13 protein-coding genes, 1 tRNA gene and 1 riboswitch are annotated in these 16057 nt (G+C 69.7%); of the genes, 9 read left to right on the top strand and 5 right to left on the bottom strand.

From position 1 onward, the window contains the following. The first annotated feature begins 161 nt into the window (after nt 1-161). A riboswitch (cyclic di-AMP (ydaO/yuaA leader) is annotated at nt 162-337 on the top strand. Between the two features lie 4 nt (nt 338-341). The 7 genes from ACIBCM_RS27345 to ACIBCM_RS27315 all read left to right on the top strand — a co-directional run bounded on the left by ACIBCM_RS27345 (nt 342) and on the right by ACIBCM_RS27315 (nt 8884). Beyond that, nucleotides 342-1064, top strand: a complete 723-nt coding sequence (locus ACIBCM_RS27345; RefSeq protein ID WP_399247659.1) for a transglycosylase family protein — start codon at nt 342-344, stop codon at nt 1062-1064. 450 nt (nt 1065-1514) lie between these two features. Then, the gene (gene eno / locus ACIBCM_RS27340) at nt 1515-2801 is read left to right on the top strand and encodes a phosphopyruvate hydratase (RefSeq protein ID WP_399247657.1); all 1287 of its coding nucleotides are present in this window, start codon (nt 1515-1517) and stop codon (nt 2799-2801) included. Between the two features lie 94 nt (nt 2802-2895). Continuing rightward, nucleotides 2896-3366, top strand: a complete 471-nt coding sequence (locus tag ACIBCM_RS27335; protein ID WP_399247655.1) for a septum formation initiator family protein — start codon at nt 2896-2898, stop codon at nt 3364-3366. A gap of 85 nt (nt 3367-3451) precedes the next feature. Continuing rightward, on the top strand, nt 3452-3970 hold the full coding sequence (locus ACIBCM_RS27330) for a DUF501 domain-containing protein (RefSeq protein ID WP_399247653.1): 519 nt from the start codon (nt 3452-3454) through the stop codon (nt 3968-3970). Between the two features lie 498 nt (nt 3971-4468). Continuing rightward, nucleotides 4469-5395, top strand: coding sequence for an exopolyphosphatase (locus tag ACIBCM_RS27325; protein WP_399247652.1), 927 nt, complete (start codon nt 4469-4471; stop codon nt 5393-5395). Between the two features lie 503 nt (nt 5396-5898). Next, nucleotides 5899-7290, top strand: coding sequence for an NAD(P)/FAD-dependent oxidoreductase (locus tag ACIBCM_RS27320; RefSeq protein WP_399247650.1), 1392 nt, complete (start codon nt 5899-5901; stop codon nt 7288-7290). Nucleotides 7291-7546: 256 nt separating this feature from the next. Next, nucleotides 7547-8884, top strand: coding sequence for a class I SAM-dependent methyltransferase (locus tag ACIBCM_RS27315; protein WP_399247648.1), 1338 nt, complete (start codon nt 7547-7549; stop codon nt 8882-8884). A gap of 288 nt (nt 8885-9172) precedes the next feature. On the opposite strand, the gene ACIBCM_RS27310 is transcribed toward ACIBCM_RS27315, so the two are convergent. Both ACIBCM_RS27310 and ACIBCM_RS27305 read right to left on the bottom strand, forming a co-directional pair. Continuing rightward, nucleotides 9173-11710, bottom strand: coding sequence for an ABC transporter permease (locus tag ACIBCM_RS27310; RefSeq protein WP_399247646.1), 2538 nt, complete (start codon nt 11708-11710; stop codon nt 9173-9175). A 48-nt stretch (nt 11711-11758) separates the two neighbouring features. After that, nucleotides 11759-12529, bottom strand: a complete 771-nt coding sequence (locus ACIBCM_RS27305) for an ABC transporter ATP-binding protein (RefSeq protein ID WP_399247644.1) — start codon at nt 12527-12529, stop codon at nt 11759-11761. Between the two features lie 440 nt (nt 12530-12969). Between ACIBCM_RS27305 and ACIBCM_RS27300 the strand changes: the two genes are divergently transcribed. Next, a tRNA-Leu gene (locus ACIBCM_RS27300) sits at nt 12970-13052 on the top strand. 467 nt (nt 13053-13519) lie between these two features. Continuing rightward, a complete protein-coding gene (locus tag ACIBCM_RS27295) occupies nt 13520-14428 on the top strand; it encodes a tyrosine-type recombinase/integrase (protein ID WP_399247642.1) in 909 nt (302 codons plus the stop codon). Between the two features lie 47 nt (nt 14429-14475). On the opposite strand, the gene ACIBCM_RS27290 is transcribed toward ACIBCM_RS27295, so the two are convergent. From ACIBCM_RS27290 to ACIBCM_RS27280, 3 genes are all read right to left on the bottom strand, one after another. Beyond that, nucleotides 14476-14880, bottom strand: coding sequence for a hypothetical protein (locus ACIBCM_RS27290; protein WP_399247640.1), 405 nt, complete (start codon nt 14878-14880; stop codon nt 14476-14478). 245 nt (nt 14881-15125) lie between these two features. After that, the gene (locus tag ACIBCM_RS27285; protein WP_399247638.1) at nt 15126-15449 is read right to left on the bottom strand and encodes a hypothetical protein; all 324 of its coding nucleotides are present in this window, start codon (nt 15447-15449) and stop codon (nt 15126-15128) included. A 216-nt stretch (nt 15450-15665) separates the two neighbouring features. Further along, nucleotides 15666-15878 carry an integrase core domain-containing protein gene (locus tag ACIBCM_RS27280; RefSeq protein ID WP_399247860.1) on the bottom strand — a complete coding sequence of 71 codons (213 nt, stop codon included), beginning with the start codon at nt 15876-15878 and terminating at the stop codon, nt 15666-15668. Between the last annotated feature and the right edge of the window lie 179 nt (nt 15879-16057).

Below are 16057 nucleotides of genomic sequence, written 5' to 3'. Positions count from 1 at the left end.
CTGCGGAAACGCGGGTTGTGGCAGTGGCGGGATGGGCGGTTTTTCCCTGATGGGCCTCTTTGAACATCCGGGACAGGTGTGCCTACGGTCTGAACCGCTCGCCACCGCGGGCACCGTCGACCGTCACGCCGAATCCTGCCGTCGGTCGGGGGGAACAGTCGTCGCTCAGAGCGCCGAAGGCAGGAGCGGGGGACCCAAGGTAAGTGCCGGACCCGTCCGTCGAGGATGAACGACGGGCACCCGGCTCGGGGTGAAGCCGCGCGCCAGGACGCGCGGCCGGGCAACTCACTTGGCCCGAACCCGACAGCTCACCTCGCAGGCGTCGGTGAGGAGATCGTTCCATGCTGTTTTCCAGCAAGGGCAAGCACCGCCGCCCGTCCAAGGCCGCCAAGATCGTCGCGTTCGCCGGCATCACCGGTGCCGCCGTCGCCGCACCGCTGATCGGCGCCACCTCCGCCTCCGCCGCCACCGCCTCCGAGTGGGACCGGGTCGCCCAGTGCGAGTCCGGCGGCAACTGGTCCATCAACACCGGCAACGGTTACTACGGCGGCCTCCAGTTCTCGTCCTCCACCTGGGCCGCGTTCGGCGGGACCGCGTACGCCCCCAACGCCCACCAGGCGTCCAAGTCGCAGCAGATCGAGATCGCCGAGAAGGTCCTCGCGGGCCAGGGCAAGGGTGCCTGGCCGAGCTGTGGTGTGGGCCTGTCCAACTCCGCGTACACGGGCTCCTCCAGCTCCGGCTCCTCGCAGCAGTCCCAGTCGCAGTCCCAGTCCCAGTCCCACCAGCAGTCGAAGCCCGCGCAGAAGCGCGCCGAGGCCCCGACCACCCGCTCCGAGCGCTCCCACGCCCCGGCGCAGCAGCAGGAGTCCCCGAAGCCCGCCGCCAAGGCCAAGGGCTTCCAGAAGGGTGACGGCGAGTACGAGGTCAAGGCCGGCGACACCCTGAGCAAGATCGCCGAGGCGAAGAACGTCGACGGCGGCTGGCAGAAGCTGTTCGAGCTGAACAAGGACATCGTGGACGACGCCGATGTCATCTACCCGGGCCAGCAGCTCCACCTGAGCTGACCCCGCACTCCGCACGGCATCCGCCGACCGCACAGGCACCCGCCCGGAGCACGGAGCCCCGTCCCCCGGCGGGGCACCTGTCCGCGGCACGGCACCTGTCCGCGGCACGCACCCGCCCCCGGCGGGGCACCGGAGCACCCCGGTCCGACGCGCTTCCCCCGTACGCGCCGGACCGGGGTTTTCCCGTGATCCGCCCGAGCCGCCGGGCGGACGGGATGCCCGCGCCCCCGCCGCGTACATCTCCCGGAGCGGTCCCGGTACCCCCGCGACGGGCCTTACCGATGGGTAGTGATCACCCGTCCGCCCGTCCTTTTCTCCCTCGCCGACGCGCTTCACGCCGTTTTTCGTCCCAGGGAGCGGGCAGCGACAGGGCCACGACCCCCGGCCGGTTAGGCTCGTGCCGCAAGGCCGATGAGGCCCTGCACTTCCAGCGTCACATCCCAGAAGGAGATGCTCGTGCCGTCCATCGACGTCGTCGTAGCCCGGGAAATCCTGGACTCCCGAGGCAATCCCACGGTCGAGGTCGAGGTCGGCCTCGACGACGGAAGCACCGGCCGTGCCGCCGTTCCCTCCGGTGCCTCCACCGGAGCGTTCGAGGCCCTTGAGCTGCGCGACGGTGACAAGGACCGTTACCAGGGCAAGGGCGTCGAGAAGGCCGTCCTCGCCGTCATCGAGCAGATCGGCCCGGAGCTGGTCGGCTACGACGCCACCGAGCAGCGCCTGATCGACCAGGCGATGTTCGACCTGGACGCCACCCCGGACAAGTCCTCGCTCGGCGCCAACGCCATCCTCGGTGTCTCCCTCGCCGTGGCGCACGCCGCGTCCGAGGCGTCCGACCTGCCGCTCTTCCGCTACCTCGGCGGCCCGAACGCGCATCTGCTGCCCGTTCCGATGATGAACATCCTCAACGGCGGCTCGCACGCCGACTCCAATGTGGACATCCAGGAGTTCATGATCGCGCCGATCGGCGCGGAGTCCTTCTCCGAGGCCCTGCGCTGGGGCACCGAGGTCTACCACACCCTCAAGAAGGTCCTGAAGCAGAAGGGCCTGTCCACCGGCCTCGGCGACGAGGGCGGCTTCGCGCCGAACCTCGACTCCAACCGCGCCGCGCTCGACCTCATCCTCGAAGCGATCAAGGAAGCCGGGTACGCCCCCGGCAGGGAGATCGCGCTCGCGCTCGACGTCGCCGCGTCCGAGTTCTACAAGGACGGCGCCTACGAGTTCGAGGGCAAGTCCCGCTCGGCCGCCGAGATGACCGAGTACTACGAGGAGCTGGCCGCGGCCTACCCGCTGGTCTCCATCGAGGACCCGCTGTTCGAGGACGACTGGGAGGGCTGGAAGGTCCTCACCGAGCGCCTCGGCTCCAAGGTCCAGATTGTCGGCGACGACCTCTTCGTGACCAACCCGGAGCGCCTGGCCCGGGGCATCGAGGACGGCGCCGCCAACGCCCTCCTCGTCAAGGTCAACCAGATCGGCTCGCTCACCGAGACCCTGGACGCCGTCGAGCTGGCCCAGCGCAACGGTTTCAAGTGCATGATGTCCCACCGCTCCGGTGAGACCGAGGACGTCACCATCGCCGACCTCGCCGTCGCCACCAACTGCGGCCAGATCAAGACCGGCGCCCCGGCCCGCTCCGAGCGCGTCGCCAAGTACAACCAGCTGCTGCGCATCGAGGAGATCCTCGACGACGCGGCGGTCTACGCGGGGCGCAGCGCGTTCCCCCGCTTCAAGGGCTGATCCGGCGCCGGTCCTGCCAGTCGTTCGTACGTCCCCGGCCCGGTCCCGTACCGTGTCCGGGGACGTACGCGCGTAAGGACACGGGAGGCGAGTGATGGCCGGGAAGGACCGGGACCGGTTCTCCACCGCGACCAGGCTGAGGCTGCTCGGCGAGCAGACCGCGGCCCGTGTCTACCGCTCCCAGACCCGGCGCCAGGCCCGCCGCTCCCGGCTCACCGGCCGTGCGGCGTTCCTCGTGCTGGTCGTCTGCTCGCTGGTCGTCGCGCTCGCGTACCCCATGCGGCAGTACGTGTCCCAGCGCGGCGACATCGCCGACCAGCGGGACCGTATGGCCGAGGCGGAACAGCAGGTCGAACGGCTCCGTGACGAGAAGGCCCGCCTCCAGGACGAGATGTACATCCGGCGGCTGGCCCGGGAACATCTGCACTATGTGCTGCCCGGCGAGACCGGGTACACGATGATCGACCCCGAGGCCGAGGAGAAGCGCCGCACGGACGAGGGGTCGGCCGACCGGCCCTGGTACTCGAACGTCTGGGAAGGCGTCGACAACGCGGACCGCGACTGAGTACCGGCGCGGCCGGACCCTCCCCCCGGGGCGGGCGATCCCGGCACGGCCGGGCACACCGGACAGAACAAGATCCAAGGCAGGCATGGAAACCCCTCCACCCACCACCGAACCGACCGAGCCCACGGACGCGGACATCGCGGCGTTCCGGGAACAGCTCGGCCGCCCTCCGCGCGGGCTGCGCGCGATCGCCCACCGCTGTCCGTGCGGGCTGCCCGACGTCGTCGAGACGGCGCCGAGGCTGCCGGACGGGACGCCCTTCCCCACGCTGTACTACCTCACCTGCCCGCGGGCCGCGTCCGCGATCGGGACGCTGGAGGCGAACGGGGTCATGAAGGAGATGACCGAGCGCCTGGCGAACGATCCCGAGCTGGCGGCGGCGTACCGGGCGGCGCACGAGGACTACATCGCGCGGCGGGACGCGATCGAGGTGCTGGAGGGTTTCCCCAGCGCGGGCGGGATGCCGGACCGGGTGAAGTGCCTGCACGTCCTGGTCGGCCACGCTCTGGCGGCGGGGCCGGGGGTGAACCCGCTCGGCGACGAGGCGATCGCGATGCTTCCGGAGTGGTGGCGGAAGGGCCCCTGCGTCTGCCCGCCGTCCTAGCGCCGGGTCGCCCCTCGGGTGCGCCGCCCCCGAACCCCTGCGCCTCAATCGCCGGCGGGGCTTGGGTTGGCTGGGCGGCGAGTGGCCCTGTGGTTCGGCTGTCCAGCGGGGCGCCGGGTTGCCTGTCGGGGCTCTGCCCCGAACCCCGCGCCTCAATCGCCGGCGAGGCTGGGTTTGCCCGCCGTCGGTGCCTCCTTGGGGGTATCCGGGCGGAAGCGACTCCGGCCCGCCCGGGTATGGAGGGCACTGCCTGACGGGCTGGGGTCACCACCCCTGCCCGCCCGGGTGCCGTCACTCCAGCCCGTCCGGCGTTTGAGGACGGACTTCGGGCCCGGGTGCCTGGGCCCCACTCGTGGGGGCAGGTGGGGAATCCCAGCCCGTCCGGCGTTTGAGGACGGACCCCCCGGCCCGGGGCCCGGGCCCCACGGGGGAACGGTAGGACAGGGACGTACGCGCGGGGGAAGGACCCGCCCGGAGACAACAGGAGCACACCCAGACATGACCCGCGTCGCCGCCATCGACTGTGGCACCAACTCCATCCGGCTCCTCGTCGCCGACGCCGACCCCGCCACCGGCACCCTCGTCGAGCTGGACCGGCGGATGACGATCGTCCGGCTCGGACAGGGGGTCGACCGTACGGGACGGCTCGCCCCCGACGCCTTGGACCGCACCTTCGCCGCGTGCCGCGACTACGCGGAGATCATCAAGGGCCTCGGGGCCGAGCGCCTCCGCTTCGTCGCGACCTCCGCCTCCCGGGACGCGGAGAACAGGGACGACTTCGTACGGGGTGTGCTCGACATCCTCGGTGTGGAGCCCGAGGTCATCACGGGCGACCAGGAGGCGGAGTTCTCGTTCACGGGAGCCACCGGCGAACTGCCCGGTCATGAGGAGCGCCTGGTCGTGGACATCGGCGGCGGCTCGACGGAGTTCGTCATCGGGCGCGCGCATGTGGAGGCCGCGCGTTCCGTGGACATCGGCTGTGTACGGCTGACGGAGCGGCACATCCGCCACGACCCCCCGTCCGCCGCCGAACTCGCGGCCGTCCGCGCGGACGTCGACGCGGCGCTGGACCTCGCGGAGGAGACCGTTCCGCTGCGGGGCGCCGACACCCTGGTGGGTCTGGCGGGTTCGGTGACCACGGTCGCCGGAATCGCGCTCGGGCTCGACGCGTACGACTCCGAGGCGATCCACCACTCCCGTATCCCGCGTGACACGGTCGCGGAGATCACCAGGAGCCTGGCCGCGTCCACGCACGAGGAGCGCGCCGCGATCCCCGTGATGCACCCGGGGCGGGTGGACGTCATCGTCTCCGGTGCGCTGGTACTGCTCGCGATCATGGACCGCGTCGGCGCCTCGGAAGTGATCGTCAGCGAGCACGACATCCTCGACGGAATCGTCTGGCAGGCCGCCCGGGACGCCGGGTGACCCTCAGGTGTCCTCGGTTGCCCTCAGATGCCGCGGGAGACGTCGCGCCGGTCGCCGACCGTCGTCGCCCGGCCATCGCGCGGTAGCCCGGGCGCGGCCCCAAGCTCCTCCGGGAACCGCTCGGCGGCACCGGAAAGTCGCATATATGCGGCCTGTGATGAGACAGCCGTGAGCAACTTCGTGAAGTTCTTCACAAGGAAAAGGGGCCTGATGGGAGCGGTATGAGGCCGAAAGGCTCTCCTGGTGGTGCCCCCGGGTGCGGGGGAGTGGGGGCCGGGCGGATGCGGTCACCGCCCGAAGGCGGAGAACTGCCGGGTGGTCCAGGCCCGGACACCTCCCAAGGCGGCAGCTCACGAGGGGTGTGCAACGGTCGGCCGGGGCCGGTGGTTCCCCCCGGTTCCATGATCTCGATCACGCGGGTCGCGCAGTGTAGCAGAGGTGCCCGGACACCTTGTGAAGGGGCTCACGAGCACCCCCCATCAGGGGGGTGGATACTCGATGGCATGAGCACCACGGAGCGTCCCAGGATCCTCGTAGTAGGCGGTGGGTACGTTGGCTTGTACGCGGCACGGCGCATTCTGAAGAAGATGCGCTACGGCGAGGCGACCGTCACGGTCGTCGACCCGCGCTCGTACATGACGTACCAGCCCTTCCTCCCCGAAGCCGCCGCCGGCAGCATCTCCCCCCGGCACGTCGTCGTCCCGTTGCGACGCGTGCTGCCGAAGGCGGAGGTGCTCACCGGACGGGTCACCACGATCGACCAGGACCGCAAGGTCGCCACGATCTCCCCGCTGGTCGGCGAGGCGTACGAGCTGCCGTTCGACTACCTGGTCGTCGCCCTGGGAGCGATCTCCCGTACCTTCCCGATCCCCGGCCTCGCCGAGCAGGGCATCGGTATGAAGGGCATCGAAGAGGCCATCGGCCTGCGCAACCATGTGCTGGAGCAGCTCGACAAGGCCGACTCCACGAACGACGAGGACGTCCGCCGCAAGGCGCTGACCTTCGTCTTCGTCGGCGGCGGCTTCGCCGGCGCCGAGACCATCGGCGAGGTGGAGGACCTGGCGCGCGACGCGGCCAAGTACTACACCAACGTCCGGCGCGAGGACATGCGGTTCATCCTCGTCGACGCGGCCGACAAGATCCTGCCGGAGGTCGGGCCCAAGCTCGGCCAGTACGGCAAGGAGCACCTGGAGAGCCGCGGCGTCGAGATCTATCTGTCGACGTCGATGGACTCCTGCGTCGACGGCCATGTGGTGCTGAAGAACGGCCTGGAGGTCGACTCCGACACCATCGTGTGGACCGCCGGTGTGAAGCCCAACCCCGCGCTCGCCCGGTACGGACTGCCGCTCGGCCCCCGCGGCCATGTGGACACCTCCACCACGCTCCAGGTCCAGGGCACCGACTACATCTGGGCCGCGGGCGACAACGCCCAGGTCCCGGACGTCGCCGCCCGCAAGGCCGGTGTCGAGAACGCCTGGTGCCCGCCCAACGCCCAGCACGCGCTGCGTCAGGCGAAGGTCCTCGGCGACAACGTGATCTCCGGCCTGCGGGGCTTCCCGCAGAAGGAGTACAGCCACGCCAACAAGGGCGCCGTGGCCGGACTCGGCCTGCACAAGGGCGTCGCGATGATCGTCATGGGCAAGGTGAAGATCAAGCTCCGCGGCCGGCTGGCCTGGTACATGCACCGCGGCTACCACGGCATGGCGATGCCGACCTGGAACCGTAAGATCCGCGTCTTCGCGGACTGGACGCTCGCGATGTTCCTCAAGCGCGAGGTCGTCTCCCTCGGCGCCATCCAGTCTCCGCGCGAGGAGTTCTACGAGGCCGCCAAGCCCGCCCCCGCGGCCGTCGGATCCGCCTCCGCTCCGACGCCGGAGAAGGCCAAGGCGTCCTGAACCGGGTCTGACCGACCGGTCGTCAACGGCGCCTTCCGAAGGGGCCGCCCGCCATCCGTGGTGCGGGCGGCCCCTTCGGCATTCGTACGATCATCGCCTCGCAGACACCCCCCGCGCGGCCCGATCACACCGCCGAGCGGGGGCTTCGGCGGGGAATCCGGTCGGGAAATGCCGTGGTGCGGGAAGCACCCAGAGTGGTCGGCTTGTTCTCAGGAGACAGGAATCCGCAAGCTGGAAGCTCATGGAGGTGTGCGCCATGGCCGATGCCGCACTGCGGCTGACCGCCCTAGCGGAAGAGATGCTCGGGACCCCGTTCCCGGTCCGTATCCGGGCCTGGGACGGCTCGGAGGCGGGTCCGCCGGGCGGGCCCGTTCTCGTCGTACGGCACCGCCGTGCCGTACGAAGGCTGTTGTGGCGGCCGGGTGAGCTGGGGCTCGCCCGTGCGTGGGTCGCCGGGGACATCGACGTCGAGGGGGACCTCTACGCGGCCCTCGATCTGCTCTCCGGAGTCGTCTGGGAGCGCGGCTCCGACGGCCCGGGGCCACTGCGTTCACTGCGCGACCCCGGGGTCCGCGCCGCCGCCCGGGGGATGCTCGGACTCGGCGGTACGCTCCCGCCCCCGCCGCCCCCCGCCGAGGAGGTCCGCCGCCGCGCGGGCCCCCTGCACACCAAACACCGCGACCGGCGGGCCATCAGCCACCACTACGACGTCGGCAACGACTTCTACGAACTGGTCCTAGGGCCGTCCATGGTCTACTCGTGCGCCTACTGGGGGGACGGGGACACCACCCTGGAGGACGCCCAGCGCGCCAAGCTCGACCTCGTCTGCCGCAAGCTCGGTCTGAAGGAGGGCGAGCGGCTGCTCGACGTCGGCTGCGGCTGGGGCTCGATGGCCATGCACGCGGCCCGCGAGTACGGGGTGAACGTCACCGGCATCACCCTCTCCCGCGAACAGGCCGCCTACGCCAGGAAGCGCATCGCGGAGGCCGGGCTCACCGACCGGATCGAGATCCGCGTCCAGGACTACCGGGACGTCAGGGACGGCCCGTACGACGCCATCTCCTCCATCGGGATGGCCGAACACGTCGGCTCGGTCCGTTACCACGAGTACGCCACCCGGCTCAGCGATCTGCTGAAGCCCGGCGGGCGGCTGCTGAACCACCAGATCGCACGCCGGCCGGAGAAGGACGAGGAGTCCTACCGGATCGACCCGTTCATCGACCGCTATGTGTTCCCGGACGGAGAGCTGTCGCCCCTGGGCCGTACCGTCTCCCTCCTGGAGGAGTCCGGCTTCGAGGTACGGGACGTCGAGTCGATCCGGGAGCACTACGCCCTCACCCTGCGCCGCTGGGTCGCCAACCTGGAGGCGGACTGGCGCCGGGCGATGGCCCTCAGCTCACCGGGGCGCGCCCGCGTCTGGCGGCTCTACATGGCCGCGTCGGCGCTCTCCTTCGAGCGCAACCGGATCGGCGTCAATCAGGTCCTGGCCGTGAAGCCGTCCCCCGGAGGTGCCTCCGGCCTGCCTCTGCGCACCCGTACCTGGAACCAGCACCTGACGGACGGGCCGGCTGACGGGTCCGGCGCGGGTACGTAACGGTCGGGGCGCGGGCTCCCCGTACGGGCCCGGGCCTGTACCGCGTACCGGGCCCGTACGGTACCGGGCCCGTACGGTACCGGGCCCGTACGGTACCGGGCCCGTACGGTACCGGGCCGTACCGCACCACAGCCGTGCGGGACGGCTGTGGTGCCGGAACCACGAGAACCACGGGTCCGGCGAGGACGCCCCCGGCGCGGGAACCCCGGTCCGGCAGCGCCCACCCACGGCAAGGACCCCGCGACCGTCCGGTCGCGGGGTCCCGCCGTGTCCCCGTGCGTGCCGCGGCTACTCCGTCTTGATCGCCGTCAGCATGTTCAGCCGCGCGGCGCTGCGCGCGGGCCACATCGCGGCCAGCACACCCACCACACCGGCCAGCAGCAGGAAGATCCCGATCCGCGCCCACGGGAGGACCAGCTCGTAACCCGTGATCGAGTCCCGGAAGGTCTCACCGATCGCCCAGCCCAGGAACGAGCCGAGCCCGATGCCGATCACCGCTCCGAAGAGGGAGATCACGACGGCCTCCAGCCGGATCATCCGCTTGACCCGCCTGCGGTCCAGGCCGATCGCCCGCAGCATGCCGATCTCCTGCTGACGCTCGAAGACGGACATCGCCAGGGTGTTGATGACACCGAGGACCGCGATGATCAGGGCCATCGCCAGCAGGCCGTACATGATGTTCAGCATCGTGTTGATCAGCCCGCCGAACAGATTGCGGATGTCCTGCTTGTCCATGACGGACATCCCGGGGTTGTCACCGAGGGCGTCCACGAGCGCCTGCTCGTTGGCCTTGGTCTCCCCGCCGTTCATCTTCACCCAGACCTCACGGATGTCGGGCTTCTCCTGGTAGGGAGCGACCACCGACGCGTCGATCAGATAGGGCGAGACCAGCTCGTTGTCCTTGTAGACCGCGCCGATCGTGAGGTTCTTGGTCTCCTTCTTGCCGGTGGTGCCGTCGAAGACGGCGGGCACCGCGTCGCCGGTCTTCCAGCCGTGCTTGTCGGCGGTCTTCTCCGCGACGGCGACCTGACCGTCGGAGAGGGTGTCCAGCGAGCCGGACAGCGTGTCCAGGTTGAAGACCTTCTGCACGCCGTCGGGGTCGACCGCGGAGACGGACCGCTCCTCGCCCTTCACCGAGAAGTAGGCCGCCTGCTGCCGGGAGAGCGCCTCGACGCCGTCCGCCTTGCGCAGCGCGGTGAGAGCGGACTCGTCGAGCGGGTGGCCGCTGGCCATGGACACCAGGTAGTCGGCGCGGATGTTGTCCGTGGTCATCTTGTCGACGGCCTGACCCACCGTCACACCGATCACGGTCAGACCGGTGACCAGGGTGAGACCGATCGCCAGTGCGGAGGCGGTGGCGCCGGTGCGGCGGGGGTTGCGGACCGCGTTCTGTCCGGCGAGCTTCCCGGAGACCCCGAAGACTCCCTTCAGCACCGGCCGTACCAGCGCGATCACCGGGCGGGACAGCAGCGGAATCAGCACGATCACGCCGATCAGGGCCAGGAACGCGCCCACACCGATCAGCATCCGGCCGTTGCCGCCGTCGCTCGACGAGGCGCCGGCGACGATCGCGCCGAGGCCGCCCGCGGTGATGAGGCTGCCGAGGGTGTTCCGTACGACCAGGGACTTGGCGGTCGCGACCCCGTGCACACTGCTCATCGCGGCGACCGGCGGGATCTTCGCGGCGCGGCGGGCGGGCAGCCAGGCGGCCAGCACGGTGACGATGACGCCGACGGCGAGGGCGGCGAGTACGGCGGTCGGCGAGACGATCAGCGGGCCGTTCGGGATCTTCGCTCCGAAGGAGCCGATCAGGGAGCGCAGGCCCACCGCGAGCCCGAGGCCGACGACGAAGCCGACGACCGAGGCGAGTGCGCCGACGACCAGGGCCTCCAGGATCACCGAGCGCTTGACCTGGCGGCGGGAGGCGCCGACGGCGCGCATCAGCGCCAGCTCACGGGTGCGCTGGGCGACCAGCATCGTGAAGGTGTTGGCGATCAGGAAGATGCCCACGAAGAGGGCGATGCCGGCGAAGGCGAGCAGCATGGTGTTCATATTGCTCATGCCGGACTCGATGTCCTTGGCCTCCTGGTCGGCCAGCGCCTGGCCGGTCTTCGCCTCGGAGCCCTTCGGCAGCAGCGGCTTCACGGCCGACAGGACCGCCGTGTCGGAGGTGCCGGAGGTGGCGGTGACGGTGATGTCCTGGAAGTAGCCGGGCTTGAGGTAGAGCTTCTGGGCGACGGCCGTGTCGAAGAGCACCAGGCTGCCGCCCGCGTTCACCGCGCCGTCCTCGGTGGTGAAGATGCCCGCGAGCTTGAACTCCTGCACCGGGCCGGTCGTCGCGACCCGCACGGTGTCACCGACCTTGTACTCACCCTTGTCGGCGCTGGTCCTGTCGAGCGCGATCTGTCCGTCGTTCACCGGGCCGGAACCCTGTGTGAAGTCGTACGCGGCGTCCTTGCCGTCCTTGCCGGGGGCGAAGTTCCCGCCCTTGTTCGCCCAGCCGCTGCCGATCAGTTTGCCCTTCTGATCGGCGACCCCGGCGAAGCCGCTGAGACGGCCGGTGGCCTCGGCGACCCCGTCGACACCCTTGATCCGCTCCAGGGTGGCGGCCGGGATGCCCAGGTCCATGTCCTTCTTGCTGGGGCCCTCGACGGCCACGGCGATCTCGTCGTAGCTCTTGGCCGACTGTTTGCGGAAGGCGTTGCCGAGGGTGTCGGTGAAGACCAGGGTGCCGGAGACGAAGGCCACGCCGAGCATGACCGCGAGTACGGTCATCAGCAGCCGGGCCTTGTGCGCGAGCACATTGCGCAGGGCGGTACGGAACATGTCAGTCAGTCCTGTGGTGAGAGCCGGAGTTCTGCGGAGCGGCCGGGATCAGCTGGTCCGGCCCTTGGCGTCGAACGCCTTCATGCGGTCGAGGACGCCGTCGGCGGAGGGGCTGTACATCTCGTCGACGATCCGGCCGTCGGCCAGGAAGATCACCCGGTCGGCGTAGGAGGCGGCCACCGGGTCGTGGGTGACCATGACGACGGTCTGGCCCAGTTCGCGCACCGAATTGCGCAGGAAGCCCAGGACCTCCGCGCCGGAGCGGGAGTCCAGGTTTCCGGTGGGCTCGTCACCGAAGATGATCTCCGGCTGGGAGGCGAGGGCACGGGCCACGGCGACCCGCTGCTGCTGGCCTCCGGAGAGCTGGGTCGGCCGGTGGCTGAGCCGGTCCCGCAGTCCGACCATCTCGATCACGGCCTGGAGCCACTGCTTGTCGGGCTTGCGGCCGGCGATGTCCATGGGGAGCGTGATGTTCTCCAGCGCGGTCAGCGTCGGCAGCAGATTGAACGCCTGGAAGATAAAGCCGATCTTGTCGCGGCGGAGCTGGGTGAGCTGCTTGTCCTTCAGGGAGCTCAGCTCGGTCTCACCGATGCGTACGGAGCCGGAGCTGAAGGAGTCCAGTCCGGCGACGCAGTGCATGAGCGTGGACTTGCCGGAGCCGGACGGTCCCATGATCGCGGTGAACTCCGCCTGCCGGAAGTCGACCGTGACATGGTCGAGCGCGACCACCTGCGTCTCGCCCTGTCCGTACACCTTGGACAGATCCGTGGCGCGAGCGGCCACGTTGGTGGCGCGGTGTGCGATGGGCGTGGTGGTCACGAGGAGACACTCCTGTCGGCGTCTGGCGTTCGGGGACCACACCATCGTGTCGGCCGTTTCGCGCCGGAACGTCAGCCCCCGTGCCCGTTCCCGTGGCCCCCTTTGGTCGGATCGCCGGGCCCGCTCCTCCTCCTTTGGTATGACGGTGCCCCCGAGCCTGGGGGGCCTTCCGGGGGAGCGCGCACCCGCCCTTCGCGAGCCCCCTGGACCACCCGGATGAGCCGTTGCGGCCGGGCGGGAGACGAAGAAGGCGAGTTTCCGTCAATCGCACGATGTCGTGAGGGTGACCACCTGTCGGGACATGTGCGCGTACGTGCCTTTCACCAGCACTGACGCTTCTTCAGGCGGCAATAAAATAAGACAACATCGGGTCAATGCCCACCTGCCCAAGGGATCTACCCGGATAGGCTCTTGGGCCTACGCGGCGCCGCGCAGACCAGGCCCGGATGGTGGAATGTAGACACGGCGAGCTTAAACCTCGCTGCCCTTCGCGGGCGTGCCGGTTCGAGTCCGGCTCCGGGCACGACGGCACCCGCCCCACTTCACCAGCAGGTATGGCGGCTTCTCGCAGAGATCCTTTCCCCGTTTGGGAACACCGCGGGAACACCGAGCCCTACTGTCGCCCTCATGGCAAGCGTGCACCCGCGGGAATCCCGCACAGGAGAAATCACCAGCTACTAGGTCAAGTGGCGCGAAGGGGGTAAACGCGCTGGTCGAGGGCAGAGTGAGAGCTTCGACGACGAGGGCTCGGCCGAGGTCTTCAGGGACGCTGTCAACGAGGCGGGGCAGCAGTGGCCGCCCGGCTGGGTGAAAGGTCATGGGTACATCACCTCGCTTCCCTCGCAGTCGCTGAGTGACGATGCAGCGTACCGCTTTCGTGCATACGCCACGAGAGTAATTGAAAACCGGACCGGAATAGAAGAGCACTACCGGAATGCATGTCTCCGCGAGCTCGAGCGCTACATCTTCCCGACGTTCGGGGAATGCGACGTGCGCAGCACCGAGCATTTCTCCGGCGACACCGTAAAGGCGTGGGTCCGGAGTCTGGAGCAGACCCGGGTCACCCGCGGCGCGCAGCTGCCCAACAGTCCCAACCGGAAGCTGATGTCACCCAAGACCATCCGCAACCTGCACGGGCTGCTCAGCAGCATCCTTCAGGAGGCGGTCACTGCCGAGCCCCCGCTCCGCGGCCGGAACCCGTGCGAGCTCACCCGGTTGCCCCGCTCGGACGACGACGGCGCAGACGAGGGCGAGGACGTCTGCTTCCTCACCCCGCAGGAGGTCGCGGCGATCCGGGGATGCCTCGAGCGGCGCGCGGACCAGCTCCTGCTGGACGTCAAATACGGGACGGGGCTCCGCTGGGGAGAGATAACCGGCCTGGCCCCCATGTGCGTCATCGACCGCGGCACCGCCAAGCCCAAGATCAAAGTGCGGCGGGCCTGGAAGAAAGACGGGCAGGGTGGGTACTACCTAGGCGCTCCGAAGTCGAAGAAGTCCCGGCGAGTCCTGCGGGTCAGCCCGACGGTGATGGCAGCACTCGGCGAACTGGGACTCGAGACCCTGCCGTCCGACGGGCTGTTCTGGACCGGGGACAGGCGCCAGCGGCTCCACGGCTCGACCTTCAACAACCGTTGGCACAGGGCCGTGACGAAGGCGAAGAAGGCTGGCCTCCTGCCGCCGGAGAAGTTCCCGACGCCGCACGACCTGCGGCACTCCCACGCGGCCGCGCTCATCTCGGCCGGCTACGCACTTACCTACGTCCAGCGCAGGCTCGGCCACGAGTCGATTAAGACGACCAGCGATCTGTACGGGCATCTGCTGCCCGAGCTGGACGACGATGCGATGCAGACCATCGAGACGGCGCTGGGCGGACAGCGCCCGCAGCTGCGTGTCGTCTGATCCCTGAGGCTCCGGCCGCACGACGGGCGCCGGAGCATCAGGGACAGCTAGCGGCCGGTGCCTGAGCCCGACGAGGGGCCGTGCCACGGGGGAACAGCGGCTGCCCAGGCCGAGCCCGGGCAGGTCGGATCAGTCCGGCGCTCGGCCTCCAGGATCACCACCCCTGTGGCGGCCAGCGCGGCTGTAGTCACCGCGGACGCGCCGCTCGTCCGGCGATGCCGGAGCCGGGACGGTCCCGTGCTCCGGCCTGTGATCAGCTCTAAGTGGCGCGCACGCCTGCCAGGTGATGAATCATCTCCGAGTTGGGAGCTCAGAACGTTCTCGACCCGGGCCAGTGCGACCTCGGTACGCAGGGCATCGAGCTGGCGGTGCAGCGACCTGATGCGCACGATCACTGCGCCGAGGATGGTGGCGAGCACCCCCAGGGCGATGCCGAATGTCAGTTCGGTCATGATGCCTCGATTGCCTGTTGCTGCCGTGGGGGGACGCGCTCAGAGTGGCGCGGCATATGTCATCGGTCAGGCCCAATGGGCCGGAGCGTAGCTGAAACGTTACCTCTCGCTACGTAGTGCTATATCTATGGCCAAGGGATTGGCCGGGCGGGTCCAGGGATCGGAAGGCCCCGGCCTGCCTCAAATGGGGGAGCAGGCCGGGGCCGGGACCGCCCGCGGTGAGTGCGGGGCCGCGGGCGGTGGTCTCAGACGGGGGTGTCCCCGTCCGGTGTGGCCGAGGTGACGGGGACCATGGCCCCGGGCCCGGATCCGGTGTCCAGCCACCGCAGCTCGGTAGGTCCCGGCCGGGGTGCGCGGACGGCCGACAGCCGCAGGGCCTCGGCGATCTGCTCCGCGACCTCCGGGTGGAGTAACCCGATCTCGACGTAGGCCCGCCCGGACGTAGACACCACCGGCCGGATCAAGGGGCGCGCCCGTTCCGGGATCCCGAGGCCGGCGAGCGCCTCCTGAAGCGCGCGGGCCGCAGCGGTGGCCGTGTCCCGGGCGCTCCTCCATGTCTGCATCTCCATCACGCCACCTCGGTGGGCGTGCCGGTGAGCAGGTACAAGGGGACGGTGCCCCGTTCGCGGGCGCACGCCTGATGCCCGTACACTGCCCGACGCAGTGCGCCCGGCGAGCCGGAGGTCATGCGGATACAGGCGTCCGCACCGGACTCTCCGCACACCTCGCACAAGCGCACAGGTTGATGGTCCGCCATGTGAACCGCCCCGGGTTCGATAGAGATCTCAGTTGGTGGCTGTGAGCTGGGGTTTCGTGGTTGCTCGGTAGTAGTTGGCTTCGTATTCGGCGGGTGGGATGTGCCCTGTCTCACCGTGGAGTCGGCGGTGGTTGTACCAGTCGACCCACTCAGCGGTGGCGAGTTCGACGTGTGAGAGCGTCTTCCACGGCCTCTGCGGTTTGATGACCTCGGTTTTGAACAGGCCGATCGTCGACTCCATGAGGGCGTTGTCATACGCGTCGCCGACCGAGCCGACGGAGGCCGCGATCCGGACGGCGTCGAGGTGTTCGGCCAGGCGGAACGACGTGTATTGCTTGGACTCAACCGGTCGTTGCAACACCGGCTTGTTGGAGCAAGAGTAGCTGCTCGTTGAATGCCTCGGCCGGGGTCCTCCAACCA

Origin of the sequence: Streptomyces sp. NPDC051018, assembly GCF_044456085.1 — a bacterium.
Classification (GTDB): domain Bacteria; phylum Actinomycetota; class Actinomycetes; order Streptomycetales; family Streptomycetaceae; genus Streptomyces.
This window is presented reverse-complemented; position numbering and strand designations above follow the sequence as displayed.